Here is a 17242-nt window from a genome sequence, read left to right as displayed (position 1 = left end):
CGCAAGGAGCCCGTCATGCACCCGTCACGTCTCAACGCCTGTCGCCTCGTGACCATCGTCTGGCTGTGCCTTGCGATATGCCAGCCGGTCTGGGGCTACGGCTGGACAGGGCACTGGCGAGTCATGGAAGCGGCATGGCCGTCGCTCGGCGCCGGCCTGTGCGACGGCCAATCCGGTCAGCACACCTTCAAGCCTGGCGCGCTGGACCTGACCCGGCAGGAAATCGCGCTCGCCGCGGGCCTGGGCGCTGTCATCAGCGATATCGGCTACATCACCCAGGGCACCGAACAGTTCAGCGACCTGATGCACTACGTCGGCACCGGCAACTACATCGGCAACCTCGTCAAGACGACTTGTGCAAAGTACGGTGACGATCCGGCGATGATCGCCTTCCTCGCGGGGGTGCGATCCCACTACTGGGCGGATCGTGTGGGACATCACGAGGGCACCAACGTCGCCGTGGCTACGCTGTCGGCCAGGAACCACGACAAGGCATTGACGCGCGTCGCCTACGAAATGGACATTCCCATGCACAAGCGGCTCGAACTCGGGGCTTTCTCCGTTTACGACCTTCGCTACGGCACCGTCCGCGTGGCCACCAGCTTGATTGTGGGCGGCGGCGAGAGCCGCCTCGTCGAGCGAGCGGCGTACGTGCTGGCCATGGCCGCGGAGATGACCTACGGCAAGGCGGGCGCGATACTGGTGCCGGACTACGCTACCATCCTCACCTTCCTCTACCACGTCAGTGACAGCGTCTGCCAGCCTGCCCAGGCGACGTACGGCGAAGGTCCCGCGCGGACCGCCGACCTGCGCACGATGCTCGACGCGTGCAAGAGGATGGTGCAGACCGTCAAGGTCACGAGCGCGCAGAAAGACCCCGCCTCCTACCAACTGGCCGCCGAGGGCATCCAGCTGGCCAACCACGCCGGCCTGGCAACGATCTACCAGGCCTCGATCGACAAGGTCACGGCCGCCTTGCGCTACGCGGGCAAGGGACCGCTCGCCAACTACAACCTCGATACCAACCTGCCCTCGGTCGGGGGCCAGTACGCGCATGCGGACGTCGCCTATCGCCGCCTCGGTGCTGCGCCCGCTGACCGCTGCGATCCGGCGCATCCTGAGGCCATCGTGACCAGCGCGTTCCGTGACTGGCATGGTTACCAGCCCGCCGGGGTCTGCGTGCGCCATGCCGCCAGCGAGCCGATGCGGACCCTTTCGTGCGCCGCGCGCCCGCCGTCGGCCGCGCAGGCGTTGATCGAACGGTACTGGCTGTGGGATCTCGCGCCGCCGCCGCGGGCGGATGGCGCGGCAACGCCGGCACAGACGACACCGGCCTCCGCCGCCCAGGCCGATTCCTGCCGCCCAGTGAACTTCCGATGGCAGCAGACCGCTTTTCGCATGGACGCGCAATGTGTGCTCAGCGCGGCGCCGTCGGCCCGCGCCATTGATCTTATGCTGGCCTGCCCGGCGGCGCGCAACGGCAGCACCAGGTTTCAGCCGGACGAGGCGCTCGACCGCTTGCGCCTTGCCCCGCGGGAGTACTCGCCGCTGGACCCCGCCACGGGCCTGTACCGCTGATGGCGATCAGCGCCTGCCGCCGAGGCTGCCCGAGTGAAGTCGTTCGATGAATTTCAAGTTTCTTCCTCCGTCGATATCCGAGAATCATCATGGCCACGTCCACAATTTCCCTCACGCCCACGACCGTTTCGCGACTGTACGCTGTCGGCCGCGCCCTGCTTGGCTCTCTCTTTCTGATTTCGGGGTTATTGAAGATCGGCAGCTTCGCGGGCTACTCCGCGTGGATTGCCAGCGCCGAACTGCCGCTGCCGGGCCTGCTGCTGATACTAACCATCGCGATCGAAGTTGGCGCCGGCCTTACCCTTGCCACGGGCTGGAACGCGCGATGGGGCGCACTGGTTCTTGCGCTGTTCCTGGTCCCCACGACCCTGATCTTCCATTGGTTCTGGCGCGCCGATCCCTCAGACGTTGCAAACCAGCTCAACCACATCCTGAAGAACGTCTCAATCCTGGGTGGCATGCTGGTTGTATTCGCGATCGAATCATCACGCAGGCAGAGATGAACCGTTGACCGAGCGTTAGCTGAGCCATGCAGAGCGGCCTGATCGCCAGCGTCACTCGCGCCTGAATGCTTGCGACCACGAAACACCTTGAGTAGCGCCGGCAGCAATTTGTGCAGTGCCTCCGCCATGGCGGCTTCGTCGATCATCCGCCCCGGCTGAACGCGGGGGGCAAAGCCGTTGCCGAGCGACAGCTGGCGGCGCCGGCTGCGAACTTCGCGACGCAGGCATCATGGACGTCCTCGTGCGCGTAAGCGGCTGGTGCAAGGCCGGGCTTCTGCGAATCAGGCGCCGCCTCCCCCTCGCGGCGGCTCAGTTTTGCCTGACCAGCGGGGCTGGGAACCACTCGCCGGACAGGATAGCCTGGTCCGGCCCGTAAAGGCGGAACGTCAGGTTGTAACCCTGTCCCCTGGGGGTCGGCAGCCAGTTGCCGTCCGGTGCGCCGTCCGGCCTGGACGGCGCGAAGTACAGCGTCAGCGAACCGTCCTTCCCGTAGCTCAGCCTGGACTGCTTGTTGATCAGGAACCGGTTCCTGGGATTCGGGATCACGCGAAAGTCACTGGAATCCACCGCGATCACCGACCAGAAGTACTTCACGTGGCCAGCCGGCAGGTCGGCCTTGGCGAAGGTGATGGTGTACGCGTTGCCGCCGTCCAGCCGCTCGCCTGTCCCGTCGGTATCTGTCTTGAAGTACACCACCTCATCGGTGCTGTTGGCCCAGATGCCAGCCATGTCGATACGGGTGCGGGTCCGGTAATCGTCTCCGTACTTGCCAATCGTGCCGGGCCGGTTCCAGCCATTCCTGATGGTGCCCGCAGTGGAAAACGACTTGAGGAACTCCGGCAGCGTTTTCTCGCGGATGACCTTGTCCACCCGCGCGCGTTCGGCGGGGTTGCCGGCCACCGCACCGCTCACTGCGCGTACCTTGGCCCGGACGTCGCCCATGCCCGGATTGATGTCCGGCTCGCTGTCCAGCGCGATGGCGGCCGAGTCGAAGGCTTCCACGCCGGGCAGCGTGTCGTTGCTGAAAGCCGGGGTGGCGGGAATCGGGGCGATCTGCGGCGTGCCGGTCATCCGGATCGTGATCCGTCGCTGCAGGGCGATGGCTTGCTTCTTGTCCGCGCCCAACTCCACCCGCGCCAGCATGCGCGTCGCCTTGCCCGGCAGGTCGATGCGCTTCGCATCCGGTGGCAGGGGCGCGGTGGCGCCTTTCAGGCACATCGCAAAATTGCCGCCGGGATGGCCGGGATAGTTGCGTTCGTTGATGTTGGCGACTGTCTCCCCCCACCCGTTCAGGAACTGGACCGTGTAGTAGCGCCCCTTGATGCGCGGCACGTTAACGACCGCGCAAGTCTTCTCGTCCACCGCGATCCAGGCCTCGCTGTAGGCAACATCCAGGTTCGGATTGGCCCAGGAAGCGCCGCCCACATCGCGGTGCAGGATCTGGTTCCACTGGAAACCGTCTTGCTGGAAGTCAAGTTGCTCCTGGCGCAGGACAAGCAGGCGGCCCAGCAGGTAGACGTAGGCATCGTTGACGTCCTGGTCCGGCACCATGCCCGCGGCTGGCTCACTCTTCGGCGCACTGCCGCACCCAGACAGGCCGGCCAGCATGGCGGCGGCCAGCACGACCGCGCCGACGGGACGAGATGAGTGATTCATGCCTTACTCCGTTCCAGAAAAACGACTGATGAATTGCCCGAAGTGTCTGAAGTGTCTGAAGTGTCCTGAGGGGTGCCATTTGCACACCGTACACTTTCGCTGGCTGGTGGGAAAAGTGAATTAAGAACATTGCGCGAGCGATCCAAGTAACCTGGATGCCGAGGCCGTCTGTCCCGCCCGACCGGCGGGGCAAGCGATGAAGCCACTGGTGTCCCGGGCATGAAGAACCCATGATGGTGCATGGCACGAAGGCGTCCTCTGACGCAGGTGGAGCCTGTTGCAGGCCGGGATTGTCGGTGCGAAGGGTACGCCTGTGCCCCGAGATGCGGAGGCAAGCCATGGTTGCATGATGCTGCAGGCGCAAAAGTGCGATGCCGCACTTAACCGAAATCCGGCCCGATGTCCCGCCGTTACCTCTGCATGAACTATGCTGTACTTGCCTACCCCCGATCTGAAAGGAGCCGCCAATGACCTGGACCACTCCCGCATACATCGATATGCGGTACGGATTCGAAATCACCATGTACATCGCCAACCGCTGACCGGCGGAAGGCGGAATCCGCGAAAGCCCGCTGTCCAGCGGGCTTTTTCCTTGGCTCCGGCTGGACAGGCACCAGGCCATGACGACACTTCGGGTACTAGGTTCCGCCGCCGGCGGCGGCTTTCCACAATGGAACTGCAACTGTTGCAACTGCGACGGCCTGCGCCGCGGCACCATCGCCGCCACGGCCCGCACGCAATCCTCCATCGCGCTGACCGAAGATGGCATCCACTGGCTCCTCGTCAACGCCTCGCCGGACGTCCTGGCCCAGATCCGCGCCACCCCGGCCCTGCAGCCAGCCCGCGCGGCGCGCGACACCGGCATCGCCGCCGTATTGCTGATGGACGCGCAGATCGACCACGTCACCGGCCTGCTGATGCTGCGCGAGCACCGCAGCGCCCTGCCCGTCTACGCCACGCCCCCGGTGCTGCGGGACCTGTCCGAAGGTTTCCCGCTGTCCCGCATCCTGTCCCACTACTGCACCCTGGAGACGCATCCGCTGCCGCTGGACGCGAGTGCTTTCACCGTGCCGCCGCTGGCAGGGCTGACCTTGCATGCGATCCCGCTGGACAGCAAGCCACCGCCCTACTCCCCCAACCGCGCCGCGCCGCAGCGTGGAGACAATATCGGCCTGCGCATCGTCAGCGCCGGTGGCAAGCGCGTGTTCTACGCCCCCGGGCTGGGCAGCATCGAACCGCATGTGCGCGCGGAACTGGCCCAGGCCGACGTGATCCTGGTCGACGGCACCTTCTGGACCGACGATGAAATGCGCCGGCTCGGCCTGTCGTCCAGGCTCGCCGGCGACATGGGCCACCTGGCACAGTCCGGCCCGCACGGCATGATCGCGGCACTGGACGAAGCGCCGGCGGCGCGCAAGATCCTGATTCATATCAACAACACCAACCCGATCCTGGTGGACGACTCCCCGGAGCGCCGCGAACTGGCGGCGCACGGGATCGAGGTGGCCTACGACGGCATGGAGATCGCCCTGTGACGCCCGCAACACTCCCCCAACCGGTTTCCCCCGAGGAACGTGCGGCCTTCGAAGGGCGGCTGCGCGGACTCGAATCGCGCTACCACATCCATCACCCCTTCAACCGGCGCATGGCCAGCGGGCAATGCTCGCGCGAGCAGATCCAGGGCTGGGTGGCCAACCGCTTCTACTACCAGGTCAATATCCCGCTCAAGGATGCCGCCATCCTCTCCAACTGCCCCGACCGCGAAACGCGGCGAGAGTGGGTGATACGCATCCTCGACCACGACGGCACCGCCACCGAGCCCGGCGGCATCGAAGCCTGGAGCCGGCTCGGCGAGGCTGTGGGGCTGACGCGCGAGGCACTCTGGTCTCAACGGCTGGTGCTGCCCGGCGTGCGCTTCGCGGTGGATGCCTACGTCAACTTCGCCCGGCGCGCTCCCTGGCAGGAGGCCGTGTGCTCCTCGCTCACCGAGATGTTCGCGCCCGCCATCCACAAGGAACGGCTGGCCGGCTGGCCCCAGCATTACCCCTGGATCGAGGCCGAGGGGCTAAGCTATTTCCGTTCGCGCATTCCGCTGGCGCAGCGCGATGTCGATCACGGCCTGCGCGTCACTCTGGACTATTTCCGCACGCCGGCCGAACAGCAGCGCGCCACGGAAATCCTGCAGTTCAAGCTCGACATCCTGTGGTCGATGCTGGATGCCATCGAAAAGGCCTATCCCATATGAACGCCCCCGCCACGCCCGTCACCCCCGAGACCGCTCCCGCCATGCCACGGCTCGACACGCTCTACCGCCTGCAATGGGAAGAGGCCCAGAAGGCATGGGTGCTGCTCTATCCTGAAGGCATGGTCAAGCTGAATGACAGCGCCGCCGCCATCCTGCAGCGCTGCGACGGCGCCCATACGCTCGACATGCTGATCGACGAACTGCAGACGTCCTTCGGCGTGCAGGGCATTGCCCCCGAGGTGCGCACCTTTGTCGAACATGCCTGCGAACGCGGCTGGCTCGTCTGAACCGGGTCCGCCGCTGTGGCTGCTGGCGGAGCTGACCTACCGCTGTCCGCTGCACTGCGCCTACTGCTCCAACCCGGTCGACTACGTACGCTACGGCCCGGAACTCGACACCGCGCAATGGCGGCGGGTCCTGGAGGAAGCACGCGCGCTCGGCGCCGCCCAGCTTGGCTTCTCGGGCGGCGAGCCGCTGGTGCGCGACGACCTGGAAGCGCTGGTCGGCCATGCCCGGCAACTGGGCTTCTACACCAACCTGATCACCTCCGGCGTGGGCCTGACCGACGCACGACTGGGCGCGCTGCGCGCGGCCGGGCTCGATCATGTCCAGCTTTCGTTCCAGGACGCCACCCGCGAGATGAACGACTTCCTGTCGGGCACCCGCACCTTCGACCTGAAACAGCGGGTGGCAAAACGGATCAAGGCGCATGGCTACCCGATGGTGCTCAACTGCGTACTGCACCGGCATAACCTGGCCCACGTCGGCACCATCATCGACATGGCGCTGGATATGGGCGCCGAATACCTGGAACTGGCCAATACCCAGTACTACGGCTGGGCCTGGGAGAACCGGCTGGCACTGATGCCGACCGAAGCGCAATTGCGCGAGGCCGAAGCGGTCGTGGCGGCCTACCGCGCCAGGATCGGCAAGCGCTGCCGCATCCTGTTCGTGGTGCCGGATTATTTCGAGACGCGGCCCAAGAAATGCATGAACGGCTGGGGCTCTGTGTTTCTCGGGATATCGCCTGACGGCGCCGCGCTGCCCTGCCATGCCGCGCGCATGCTGCCCGGCCTCATCCTGCCGAACGTGAGCACGCAATCGCTGCACGACATCTGGTACCACAGCGATGCGTTCCAACGCTATCGCGGCACCGCGTGGATGCCGGAGCCGTGCCGGTCCTGCGACGAGAAGGAGAACGACCTCGGCGGCTGCCGCTGCCAGGCCTACCTGCTGACGGGCGATGCCAACCGCACCGATCCCGTTTGCGACAAATCGCCGGATCACGCCACCGTGCGCGAAGTCGTCCTGCATGGACGCCTTGCCGCCCACGGCCAGTTGCAGGCCACGGCGCACGAGGCGCCGCTGGTGTTTCGCGCGGACGCGGCGTCCCGCCGTTTCAGCGAATCGGGCCGCTAGCGCGGCGTGCGGCAGCCTGTTCGAAGCGCGGAACAGCGGGCGCGGAATAGCGGGCGAGCGGAAAGGACTGTGCAAGGGCCATCCGCTTGCGACAGGCCGGATTCCTGCACAAGCCAGGCCGCCTCGCCCTACCCCCCCTCTCCCCACGACACATCCCGAAACGCCTCCACCAGGTAATCCACCAGCCGGCGCACCTTGAGCGGGAGCTGTTTGCGCGTCGGGTAGACCGCGTACACGCCGAGTTCGCTCGCCCGGTATTCGGGCATCAGTTCGACCAGTGCCCCGCTGCGCAGGTCTTCCTGCAGCATGAAGCTCGGTTGCAGCATGATGCCGCCATGGGCCAGCGCAATGGCGCGGCAGGTGTCGCCGTTGTTGGTGTACACACGGGCGCGCGTGCCCACGCTTGCCTTGCCGTCCGGGCCATCGAAATGCCATTCGTCGCGGCCGGACCAGTTGGTGTAGGCGAGCACGCGATGCTTCGCCAGTTCCTGCGGATGCGCTGGCGCGCCGTGCCGCGCCAGGTAGGCGGGCGATGCGCACAGCATCATGCGCGTGCTGGCCAGCTTGCGGCTGATCAGCGCGGAGCTTGGCATGTCGCCGATCCGCACCGCGAGGTCGTAGCCTTCATCGACGAGATCCACCACGCGGTCGTTGAGGGTGATGTCCAGGTCGACCTGGGGATACACCTGCATGAATGCGCTCCAGAGCGGCGCGAGATGCATGATGCCGAACGTCAGCGGCACATTGATGCGGATCAGGCCGCTGGGCTCCTGCGTGCGCGAGGTGATCTCGGACTCGGCATCGTCAAGTGCGGCCAGCACCTCCTTGGCGCGCTGATAGAAGATCCGCCCCTCCTCGGTCAGGGACAGCCGGCGGGTGGTGCGCTGCAGCAGGCGCACGCCCAGGCGCTGCTCCAGCGCGTCCACATGGCGCGAGACCGCCGCCTTGGACATGCGCAGGCCTTCCACCGCGCCGATAAAGCTGCCGGCCTCGACGACGGCGGCAAACACACTCATTTCCAGGGCCCGGTCCATGCGCTACGTGTCGGCTTGTGCCTGATTGTCTCGATTATCGGGACTATATATCACGATAAAGGCTATTTATCATCACCATTCGAATCAATAGACTGGCAGTTTTCGAGATGGGACTTCCGCCATGTCAGCCGCTACTCCTCTTCCCGTACTGTTCGTCTCCCACGGCGCGCCCACCTTCGCCATCGAGCCGAGCCTTGCCGGCCCGCAACTTGCCGCGCTGGGCCGCGCGCTGCCGGCCGCCGAGGCGGTGCTGGTGGTCTCGCCGCACTGGATGACCCAGGGCGGCGTACGCGTGACCGCAAGCCCGCTGCCCGAGACCATTCACGATTTCGGCGGCTTTCCGCGCGATCTGTACGCGTTGCGCTATCCCGCAGCCGGACACCCCGCGCTGGCCGCGTGCACGGCGGAACTGCTTGCACAGGCCGGCTACCAGGCGGGGACGGACCCGCGGCGCGGGCTGGATCACGGCGCGTGGGTGCCGCTGCGGCACCTGTATCCCGAGGCGCAGGTGCCGGTGTTCCAGGTATCGCTGCCGCAGCCGCTGGACCCGGCGGGCGCGCTGGCCTTTGGCCGCGCCCTGGCGCCGCTGCGCGGCCAGGGCGTGCTGATCGTCGGCTCCGGCAGCATGACCCACAACCTCTATGAGTTCCGCGGCCACGGCGGCGGCGATGCGCCCTATGTGGCGCAATTCACGCAATGGGTGCGCGAGGCCACGCGCAATGCCATGCGCGATGGCGATGTCCAGCCGCTGATCGACTACCGGCGGCTGGCGCCGCACGCCGAGCGCGCCCATCCGACCGACGAGCATTTCCTGCCGCTGCTGGTGGCCATCGGCGCGGCCGCGGCGGGCGAACCGCTGCAGGTGATCGACGGCGGCATTACGTACGGCATCCTGTCGATGGAGTCTTATGTGATCGGCCAATACCGGCACGACCAACCCGTGGCGGCCTGACCGGTGCCACGCGCCTTCAAGGCAAGCGTTACCAGACCCGAGATGATATGAACACCACCAGCAACGACATCAGCCCACTGACCCAGGACGCCGCAACGGGCTTGCGCTATCGCCTGCGCAACGCGCTGCCGGACACGACGCCGGCAGCGCGGCTGCTCCTTCTGCATGGCGTGGGCAGCAACGAGACCAGCCTCGCGGCGGTGGCCACGCGTATCGATCCGCGTGTCCAGGTGGTACTGGTGCAAGGCCCGCTGACCTTTGCGCCGGGCCAGTACGGTTTCTTCGAGGTCAGCTTCCAGGGCGGCGCGCCCGCCATCAACGCCGCCCAGGCGGAGCGCAGCCGCCAGCAACTGATTGCGCTGGTGCGCGCGCTGCGTGCGCAGGATGGCGCCATGCCCGCGCGCACAGTGATCGCCGGCTTCAGCCAGGGCGGCATCCTCAGCGCCAGTGTCGGCCTGAGCGCGCCGGCCGACGTCGCCGGCTTTGCCGTGCTCAGCGGCCGCATCCTGCCGGAAATCGAGCCGCATCTCGCACCGCGCGAGGCGCTTGCCGGGCTCTCGGCCTTCATCGCCCACGGCGAGTTCGACAACAAGCTGCCGGTTGGCTGGGCGGAACGCGCTGACCAGTGGCTGGATGCGCTGGGCGTTGCACACCAGACCCGGCGCTACCCGATCGGCCACGAACTGAATGCGGATGTCGTTGCCGATTTCCGGCAATGGCTCGCCGGCGTGCTGTTTCCCGGCTGACCAGCATCCTGAGCGACACTACGCCCCCCGGCGCAACCCCGATTTCATTGGCATGTACAAAAAAGGCACCGCAGTAGAGATCCAGTTTTCCCCTGACCGCCTGAATGACGGCGCGGGCGATCCGTATTGGATCGACCTGACGGCGGAAGAGGCGCAACAGCTCCTTGCGCTGCTGCAGGCCCGCGTGGCCGCTGGCGGGCAAGGCACGTCGGCGCCGCTTGTCTTCAGCCTGGATGAGCCGGCGCAGGCGGATAAAACCGGGCCAGATGACACAGCAAGGCCGATTGAGGCTGCCTCGGCCACGGCCGTCGCCGGCGAATTCAGGCAATGGGTATGCATCATTTGCGGCTGGGTCTACGACGAGGCCGCCGGCCTGCCTGAAGAGGGCATCGCGCCCGGCACCCGCTGGGAGGACATCCCTGCCGGCTGGCGCTGCCCGCTGTGCGACGTGGGCAAGGAGGACTTTGCGATGGTCGAATTCTAAGGGGCGCCTTCCACGCAGCCTTTAGCAATCTGGTTGTGCCCGCAACCATTTTGGTATATCTTGAACTGGTTGCGCACACAACCAGGAGACAAGACATGTACCAGCGCGAAGTCCACGCCGCATCCATGCCGGTGCTGAACCCCGACGGCACGGATGCGCCGCGGCAGGTCGTCATTGCCGGCGGCGGCCCGGTCGGGCTGGCGGTTGCGCTGGCCCTGGCCCGCCACGGCATCCCCAGCGTGGTGCTGGAGGCCGACGACGGCACCTGCGAAGGCAGCCGGGCCATCTGCATTTCCCGGCGCTCGCTCGAAATCCTCGATGCGCTCGGCGTCGCCGCGCCGGTCCTCGGCAAAGGGCTCGCGTGGACCGGCGGCCGCAGCTACTACCGCAACGAGGAAGTGCTGCATTTCACCATGCCGCACGAGGCCGGGCAGGCTTTCCCGCCGATGGTGAATATCCAGCAGTACTACATCGAGCAATACCTGCTGGACGCCATCGCGCGCTACCCCGGACTGATCGAAGTGCGCTGGCAGAACCGCGTCACCGGCGTCGCGCAGGACGCCGGCGGCGCGACGCTGGCGGTGGCAGCGGGCGACGCCACCTACACCGTGCGCGCGGACTGGCTGGTGGCCGCCGATGGTGGCCGCAGCGCCGTGCGCGATGCGCTGGGGCTGTCGCTGCGCGGCATGCAGTACGAGGGGCGCTACGTGATCGTGGATATCGCCATCGACGCGCCGCGCGAGGTCGAGCGGCTGGCGTGGTTCGATCCGCCGTCCAACCCTGGCTCCACCATCCTGCTGCACCAGCAACCGGACAAGGTCTGGCGCATCGATTACCAGGTCGGCGAACACGAGGATGCGGAGCAGGCGGTCAAGCCGGAAAACGTGCTGCCGCGCGTGGCCAGCCACCTGGCGATGATGGGCGTCACCGCGCCGTGGGAGCCGCTGTGGATTTCGATCTACAACGCGAAGTGCCTGACGCTGGACGACTACGTGCACGGCCGCACGCTCTTTGCCGGCGATGCCGCGCACCTGGTGCCCATCTTCGGCGTGCGCGGCCTGAACAGCGGCTTCGACGACGCCTTCAACCTGGCCTGGAAGCTTGCGCTAGCCGTGCGCGGCAAGGCCTCGCCCGGGCTGCTGCCGTCCTATTCCAGCGAGCGCGTGGCCGCCGCGCGCGAGAACATGCGTTTTGGCGCCAAGAGCACGGAGTTCATGGCCCCGCCCTCGCCCGCTTTCACCCTGATGCGCGAAGCGGTGCTGGGGCTGTCCGCCAGGCATGCGGAGCTGCGCTCGCTGATCAACCCGCGCCAGACGAGCCCTGCCACCTTTGCCGACTCGCCCATCGCCGCGGCGGACGACCCGGCCTTCGCCACCGGGCCCGCGCCGGGCGCCGCGCTGCCGGACATGCCGGTGCTCGACGCGCAGGGCAAGCCGGCTTCGCTGCTCCGCTGCCTCGGCACGGGCTTCACCGCCTTCTGCTTTGCCGGCGCCGGCCAGGATCCGGACGCCGTCGTGCCAGGATTGCGCGAGCTATGCGCGGATGGCCTGGAACTGGACTGCCGCCTGATTGCCGGCGCGGCACCGGCGGCCGGCAGGCTGGCCGATCCGGACGATGCCGTGCGGCGCGCGCTGGACGCCACCGACGGCACGCTGTACCTGATCCGCCCCGATGGCTATGTGAGTGGACGCTGGAAGCATGCCCGCGCCAGCGATGTGCGGGATGCCATCGCCCTGGCCATGCGAATCGACTGAAGAATATTGAAGACGACTCAAGACGACTCAAGACGACTCAAGACGATTGAAGCGGAAAGACGGAGGACAGTATGCAAACCACCATGACCCCGACCGAACTCGATGAAATCTACACGGCGATGTGCTACCGCATGACAGCACTCGGCGAGCGCGATGCTTCCCTCTACCTGGCCCGGGTCGCACTGCTGGCACTCGGCCGCCATGCCGGCTTCGCGGATGCCACGCGGCTGCTGCAGGAGGTCTCGGATAGCTTCGGCGGGCACAGCGGCACCCTCCCCGAATGACGACGATGCAGGCATACTGCCCGCCTTGCCCTACCCGGCCCTGCTAACCATGACCAGCCCCAAGCCGTCGCTTTCCGACTTCGCCACCTATCGGCTGCACCGCATCGTCAAGCAGTTCGACCGCGGTATCGCGCGCGCATACACAGACGAACTCGGCCTGTCGCTGAGCGAGGCGCGGACGCTCGCCGCCATTGGCGAATTCGGCCCCTTCCTGGTGATCGATCTCGCGCGCTTCGCCAACCTGGACAAGAGCCAGGCCAGCCGCGCGGCCGATCACCTTATCAAACAGGGACTGGTAAAGCGCGAACCGTCTCCGACCGACGGCCGCGCGGTGCTGATCTCCTTGTCCGCCACCGGCAAGCCGCTGTACGAGAAGATCATGCGGGTGGCTTCCGGCCGGCACGAAACGCTGATGTCCGCCCTCACCACCCAGGAACGCGCCGTGATGGAGCGCGCCCTGGGCAAGCTGCTCGCGCAGGTCGAGACGATGTTGTAAGGACGGGGCGTCCCTTCTTCCACGGGACGCACTTCCGCCGCATGTGGGCTAGCGCACAGGCCCGCGCAAGGCGCCGGCATAAGCTCGTCGCGCGGCCCGTTCGAGGCGATTCCGCCCCCCCCGGTCCTTGTGCATGCGTCGCGGGTCGGGTGACGAATGATGGCAGTCCGGATTTGCGTTGTCCCCGGTTCGCGCCAGCGCACCGGGCGTGGCTTGCGCCATTCGTCAACCTTGATCGAGGACAGACTCCATGACGCTCTACCTGCTCTCGCTGTTCATCGGCATCGTGGCCGGCCTGCGCGCCATGACGGCGCCCGCTGCCGTCAGTTGGGCGGCCAGCCTTGGCTTGCTGGATCTGTCAGGCAACTGGCTGGCCTTCATGGGTTACCGGTTCACGCCCTGGATCCTCAGCGTGCTGGCGCTGGCCGAGCTTGTCACCGACAAGCTGCCCGCCACGCCGAGCCGCAAGGTGCCGCAGCAGTTCGGCGCGCGCATTGTCACGGGCGCCCTCGCCGGCGCCGCGATCGGGGCGGGCAGCGGCATGCTGGCGGGCGGTGCCATCCTTGGCGCCATTGGCGCCGTGATCGGCACGCTCGGCGGCGCGGCCATTCGCGCGCGCCTTGCGGCGGCGTTTGGCAGGGACCGGCCGGCAGCGTTGATCGAGGACCTGGTTGCCATGACCGGCGCCGTGCTGGTGGTTCTTTCGCTGGCCTAGCCGGCAGTGGCGCCGCCGCCCGCCCTAGCAGCGGCGGGCCGGCGGACTACAAGGAATCAACCAGGCTTCTGATGACTTCCGCCAGCCGCGCGGCACGCGCGCGCCCCTTCTGGTCCAGGTCCAGCGCGCCGCCCGCGGCCAGCGCCTGCAGCCCGAACGAAGCGTCGGTCATATCGCGCCACGACGGGTGATCGGCGTGCATGGTCTCGAGCGCCTGCGCGCCCGCCACCAGGCGGTTCCGGTCCGGCTGCAGGCCGGCGGCCAGGTCTTCCAGTACCGCGGCTGCATCAAGCAGACCCTTTCGGTTCATATCGGCGTCTCCCCCAGTATTTGTCTGGTTTCGCCCCACCCGGCGCATTCGCACGTCGGGCATGTCTTGCATCTCAGGCGGGCCGAAACGGCTTGCAGCGCCGCAAACAGTGCGCGCTGCTTCTCACCCCCCCGGCGAACACAGCGGCAGGTCGGCGGGTGGGGTGATGCCAGCATCTTAATGGCCGGCGCCCTTCCAAGGCTGCCGCGGCACCTCCGTATCTACCCGCGTATCGGCAGCGCCCTTTTCCTGTCTCGCTTTCCCTCGGTGGCATAGCCGGGCGATGCCGCTACACTATCGCCTGAACCCAGCCAGTCAATCAGGAACCCGCCCCACATGAGCGAACAAGAACAGAGCGGAAGCACCCCCCCTTTGCGATCCCGATCCACCTCCCTGCGCCACGCGGCAAGCATCCTGGTCGTGCGCGATGGCGCGGCCGGCATGGAAGTGCTGCTGGTGCGGCGCCCCGAGCGCAACGACGACCGCAGCAGCGGCGCTTTTGTCTTTCCCGGCGGCACGCTCGACCCCCAGGACAGGGCCTTGCATGATGTCTGCGCCGGCCTGGACGACGCCGCGGCAAGCCAGCGCCTCAAGCTGCCGGACGGCGGCCTGGATTTCTACCTGGCGGCCGTGCGCGAGTGCTTCGAGGAAGCCGGCCTGCTATTTGCCAGCGATGCCGGTGGCGAGCTGATCGCGCTGGATACCCTCGACGCGGCGCGGCATGACTGGCTGCGGCAGTCCGCCCGGCGTGGCGGCCCGGGCATGGCGCAACTGTGCGAGCGCCTGAATGTGCGCCTGGCGGTGGACCGCCTGGCCTACCACAGCCATTGGCTGACGCCGCCCGGCCTGCCCAAGCGCTTCGACACGCGCTTCTTCGTCGCCGTGGCGCCCCCCGGGCAGACCGCAGCGCACGATGGCGACGAGGCCATGGAGCATATCTGGGTGCGCCCCGGCGATGCCATCGACCCGGCAAGCGGTATCAAGACCGTGCCCGTCACGCGGCGCACGCTCGCGTCCATTGCCCGTTTCGACACCGCGCAGGCCTGCTTTGACCATGCCGCGCAGTTGCGCGACATCGCGCGCATCATGCCTCGCCTGGCCCAAGGCAGCGGTGGCCCGCGCCCCGTCTTGCCGAGCGAGGCGGCCTATGCGGAGATCGAGCGCATCGACCCGCACGGCGAAGGACATGCACGCTACGAACTGGCGCCAGGTGTCGCGGTGCGCCTGTCCGAGCGCGTCTGGCGCGTCACCGCCAACAATGGCAGCGTCATGACCGGGCCCGGCACCAACACCTACTTTGTGGGCGATCCCGCGCGCAACGAGTGGGCGGTGATCGATCCGGGCCCCGACGATGAAGCCCATGTAGCCGCCGTGCTGGCAGCCGCGCCCGGGCCAATCCGCTGGATCCTCGCCACCCACACGCACATCGACCACTCGCCGGCGACGCCCCGGCTGAAGGCCGCCACCGGCGCCCCGGTGCTGGGCCGGCCCGCCCCGCCGACATCGCGGCAGGACCAGACGTTCCAGCCCGGGCGCATCCTGGAGCATGGCGAGCGCCTGTCGCTGGGCAATGGCTGCACGCTGCGGGTGATCCACACGCCGGGGCACGCGTCCAACCACCTGTGCTTCCTGCTCGAAGAAGAAAAGACCTTGTTCACCGGCGATCACGTGATGCAGGGCTCCACCGTTGTGATCAATCCGCCCGACGGCGATATGCAGGCTTACCTGGCCTCGCTGGCCGCTTTGCAGAATGAAGACCTGGCATGGCTCGCGCCTGGCCACGGCTTCCTGATGCCCAGGCCCGCCGATGCCATCCGCACCCTGATCCGTCACCGCATGCAGCGCGAAGCCAAAGTGCTCAACGCGCTGCGCGACCTGGGGGAAACCGACATCGACACCCTGCTCCTGCGGGTCTACGACGACGTGCCCGAACGCATGCTGCCAGTGGCAAAGCACTCGCTGCTGGCGCACCTGCTCAAGCTGGCGCGGGACGGCCGCGCGCAGGAGTCAGGCGAGCATTGGAAGGTAGTGGCGGACACGCCGGGCTGATGCGGCGGCGGATCTCCGGGCGGATCTCCGGTTGCATCGCCCAAACAAAAAGCCGACCTCGAAGGGTCGGCTTTTTCATGTGCCGGCGTGCTTACTCGGACACCGAGGCCATCAACAGATCCGCCGCCGACTCCAGCCGTTCGGGCGCCCCGAACAAGCGGGCAACGATCAAGCCGTTTTGCAGCGCACCGTAGATCACCTGCGCCAGTGCGCGGGGCGTCACCGGGTAGACTTTGCCATACTCACTCTGGGCGCGTTCGATCAGGCCCATCAGCCAGTTTTCGTTCATGCGGTAGAACTGCTTGAGTTCGGTATGGACCGACTCCGGCAGGCATAGCGTCTCGGTGGACAACATGCCTGCCAGGCAGATCTGGTCGCCGCAGGCCGCGGTACGCAGGAAATTGAGATAACCCTCCGCCTGTTCGCGCGGTGAAAGCGACGAATCCACGCTACGCAGCCGCTCCGAGATGCGGGCGCTGTATTCCTTCACCGCCTCCAGCACCAGGTCGTCCTTGGCGGGAAAGTAATAGTGGATGCTCGAAGTCTTGACCCCGACCAGATCGGCCAGATCGCGGTAACTGAAACCATTGAAACCGCGCCGGCGGATCAGCACCAGCGTGTGTTCGAGCAGTTGTTCGCGTACGGATTGCGTTTTCATAGCGAGATCTTATCTATCTATTGATAGATCCTCAAGCCAATTTCGTGTGCATTCGCACAAGTCGTTCCATGCTCACTCAAGCCGGCAGCACTTGCGCCACCACCGTGATCAGAGAGCCACTGGCCACGCAGAGGACCACCCAGCCAGCCAGGATCAGGAAGCTGTCCCGCAGGTTCATGATGCACTCCCATTCAAATGTCTAACCTTGTTTCATTCCCTGCCCGGGTCGCCGTTCAGGCGGTGGAACCGGTGCGAACCGGCTCCGCGCCCTGGCGATCCCGTTCCCGCGCTTGCCTGCGCTCAGACATTGGCGCCATCGGTGAATACGTCGAACTTGCCGGTACGGGCGCCATCCGTGT

At 66.8% G+C, this 17242-nt stretch carries 19 protein-coding genes; 15 read left to right on the top strand and 4 right to left on the bottom strand.

What is annotated here, in order from left to right:
* Window positions 1–15: 15 nt before the first annotated feature.
* On the top strand, window positions 16–1578 hold the full coding sequence (locus tag CF70_RS27750; protein ID WP_081862388.1) for a zinc dependent phospholipase C family protein: 1563 nt from the start codon (window positions 16–18) through the stop codon (window positions 1576–1578).
* Between the two features lie 89 nt (window positions 1579–1667).
* The gene (locus CF70_RS27745) at window positions 1668–2081 is read left to right on the top strand and encodes a DoxX family protein (protein ID WP_051649119.1); all 414 of its coding nucleotides are present in this window, start codon (window positions 1668–1670) and stop codon (window positions 2079–2081) included.
* A 309-nt stretch (window positions 2082–2390) separates the two neighbouring features.
* Here CF70_RS27745 and CF70_RS27740 read toward each other — a convergent pair whose 3' ends face one another.
* Window positions 2391–3737, bottom strand: a complete 1347-nt coding sequence (locus CF70_RS27740) for a DUF1214 domain-containing protein (RefSeq protein ID WP_035872754.1) — start codon at window positions 3735–3737, stop codon at window positions 2391–2393.
* Between the two features lie 467 nt (window positions 3738–4204).
* Between CF70_RS27740 and pqqA the strand changes: the two genes are divergently transcribed.
* The 5 genes from pqqA (at window position 4205) to pqqE (ending at window position 7401) form a co-directional block, all read left to right on the top strand.
* Complete coding sequence (gene pqqA / locus CF70_RS38640; protein WP_081862393.1) at window positions 4205–4279, top strand: pyrroloquinoline quinone precursor peptide PqqA; 75 nt, start codon at window positions 4205–4207, stop codon at window positions 4277–4279.
* A gap of 78 nt (window positions 4280–4357) precedes the next feature.
* A complete protein-coding gene (pqqB, locus tag CF70_RS27735) occupies window positions 4358–5272 on the top strand; it encodes a pyrroloquinoline quinone biosynthesis protein PqqB (RefSeq protein WP_035872751.1) in 915 nt (304 codons plus the stop codon).
* Window positions 5269–5982 (top strand): pyrroloquinoline-quinone synthase PqqC, encoded by a 714-nt coding sequence (gene pqqC, locus CF70_RS27730; RefSeq protein ID WP_035872748.1) that lies wholly within the window; start codon window positions 5269–5271, stop codon window positions 5980–5982. Before pqqB ends, pqqC begins: the two co-directional genes overlap by 4 nt.
* A 41-nt stretch (window positions 5983–6023) precedes the next feature.
* Window positions 6024–6269 carry a pyrroloquinoline quinone biosynthesis peptide chaperone PqqD gene (gene pqqD / locus CF70_RS27725; protein WP_035872850.1) on the top strand — a complete coding sequence of 82 codons (246 nt, stop codon included), beginning with the start codon at window positions 6024–6026 and terminating at the stop codon, window positions 6267–6269.
* Window positions 6241–7401 carry a pyrroloquinoline quinone biosynthesis protein PqqE gene (gene pqqE, locus CF70_RS27720; protein ID WP_035872745.1) on the top strand — a complete coding sequence of 387 codons (1161 nt, stop codon included), beginning with the start codon at window positions 6241–6243 and terminating at the stop codon, window positions 7399–7401. Before pqqD ends, pqqE begins: the two co-directional genes overlap by 29 nt.
* 128 nt (window positions 7402–7529) lie before the next feature.
* On the opposite strand, the gene CF70_RS27715 is transcribed toward pqqE, so the two are convergent.
* Window positions 7530–8435 (bottom strand): LysR family transcriptional regulator, encoded by a 906-nt coding sequence (locus CF70_RS27715; RefSeq protein ID WP_035872742.1) that lies wholly within the window; start codon window positions 8433–8435, stop codon window positions 7530–7532.
* A 121-nt stretch (window positions 8436–8556) separates the two neighbouring features.
* Here CF70_RS27715 and CF70_RS27710 point away from each other — a divergent pair, with 121 nt between their 5' ends.
* The 7 genes from CF70_RS27710 to CF70_RS27680 all read left to right on the top strand — a co-directional run bounded on the left by CF70_RS27710 (window position 8557) and on the right by CF70_RS27680 (window position 13866).
* Window positions 8557–9387: a dioxygenase gene (locus tag CF70_RS27710; RefSeq protein WP_035872740.1), complete on the top strand. Its 831-nt coding sequence runs from the start codon at window positions 8557–8559 to the stop codon at window positions 9385–9387.
* 47 nt (window positions 9388–9434) lie between these two features.
* The gene (locus CF70_RS27705) at window positions 9435–10133 is read left to right on the top strand and encodes an alpha/beta hydrolase (RefSeq protein ID WP_035872736.1); all 699 of its coding nucleotides are present in this window, start codon (window positions 9435–9437) and stop codon (window positions 10131–10133) included.
* A 52-nt stretch (window positions 10134–10185) separates the two neighbouring features.
* On the top strand, window positions 10186–10617 hold the full coding sequence (locus CF70_RS38695) for a rubredoxin (protein ID WP_081862386.1): 432 nt from the start codon (window positions 10186–10188) through the stop codon (window positions 10615–10617).
* A 95-nt stretch (window positions 10618–10712) separates the two neighbouring features.
* Complete coding sequence (locus tag CF70_RS27695; RefSeq protein ID WP_035872731.1) at window positions 10713–12371, top strand: FAD-dependent oxidoreductase; 1659 nt, start codon at window positions 10713–10715, stop codon at window positions 12369–12371.
* A 71-nt stretch (window positions 12372–12442) separates the two neighbouring features.
* On the top strand, window positions 12443–12655 hold the full coding sequence (locus CF70_RS27690; protein ID WP_051649115.1) for a hypothetical protein: 213 nt from the start codon (window positions 12443–12445) through the stop codon (window positions 12653–12655).
* A 49-nt stretch (window positions 12656–12704) separates the two neighbouring features.
* Entirely contained in the window at window positions 12705–13151 is a 447-nt protein-coding gene (locus CF70_RS27685; protein WP_035872722.1) for a MarR family winged helix-turn-helix transcriptional regulator, read from the top strand.
* Between the two features lie 250 nt (window positions 13152–13401).
* The gene (locus tag CF70_RS27680; protein ID WP_035872715.1) at window positions 13402–13866 is read left to right on the top strand and encodes a membrane protein; all 465 of its coding nucleotides are present in this window, start codon (window positions 13402–13404) and stop codon (window positions 13864–13866) included.
* A gap of 46 nt (window positions 13867–13912) precedes the next feature.
* On the opposite strand, the gene CF70_RS27675 is transcribed toward CF70_RS27680, so the two are convergent.
* Complete coding sequence (locus CF70_RS27675) at window positions 13913–14176, bottom strand: hypothetical protein (RefSeq protein WP_035872706.1); 264 nt, start codon at window positions 14174–14176, stop codon at window positions 13913–13915.
* A gap of 336 nt (window positions 14177–14512) precedes the next feature.
* Here CF70_RS27675 and CF70_RS27670 point away from each other — a divergent pair, with 336 nt between their 5' ends.
* A complete protein-coding gene (locus CF70_RS27670) occupies window positions 14513–16225 on the top strand; it encodes an MBL fold metallo-hydrolase (RefSeq protein WP_035872700.1) in 1713 nt (570 codons plus the stop codon).
* Window positions 16226–16316: 91 nt separating this feature from the next.
* Here the strand turns inward: CF70_RS27670 and CF70_RS27665 are convergent, their stop codons facing one another.
* Entirely contained in the window at window positions 16317–16883 is a 567-nt protein-coding gene (locus CF70_RS27665; RefSeq protein WP_035872693.1) for a TetR/AcrR family transcriptional regulator, read from the bottom strand.
* Window positions 16884–17242 lie beyond the last annotated feature (359 nt).

Source organism: Cupriavidus sp. SK-3 (genome assembly GCF_000611145.1).
Taxonomy (GTDB): Bacteria; Pseudomonadota; Gammaproteobacteria; order Burkholderiales; family Burkholderiaceae; genus Cupriavidus.
The sequence above is the reverse complement of the archived record's forward strand: the minus strand, read 5'-3'. Positions and strand labels throughout refer to the sequence as shown.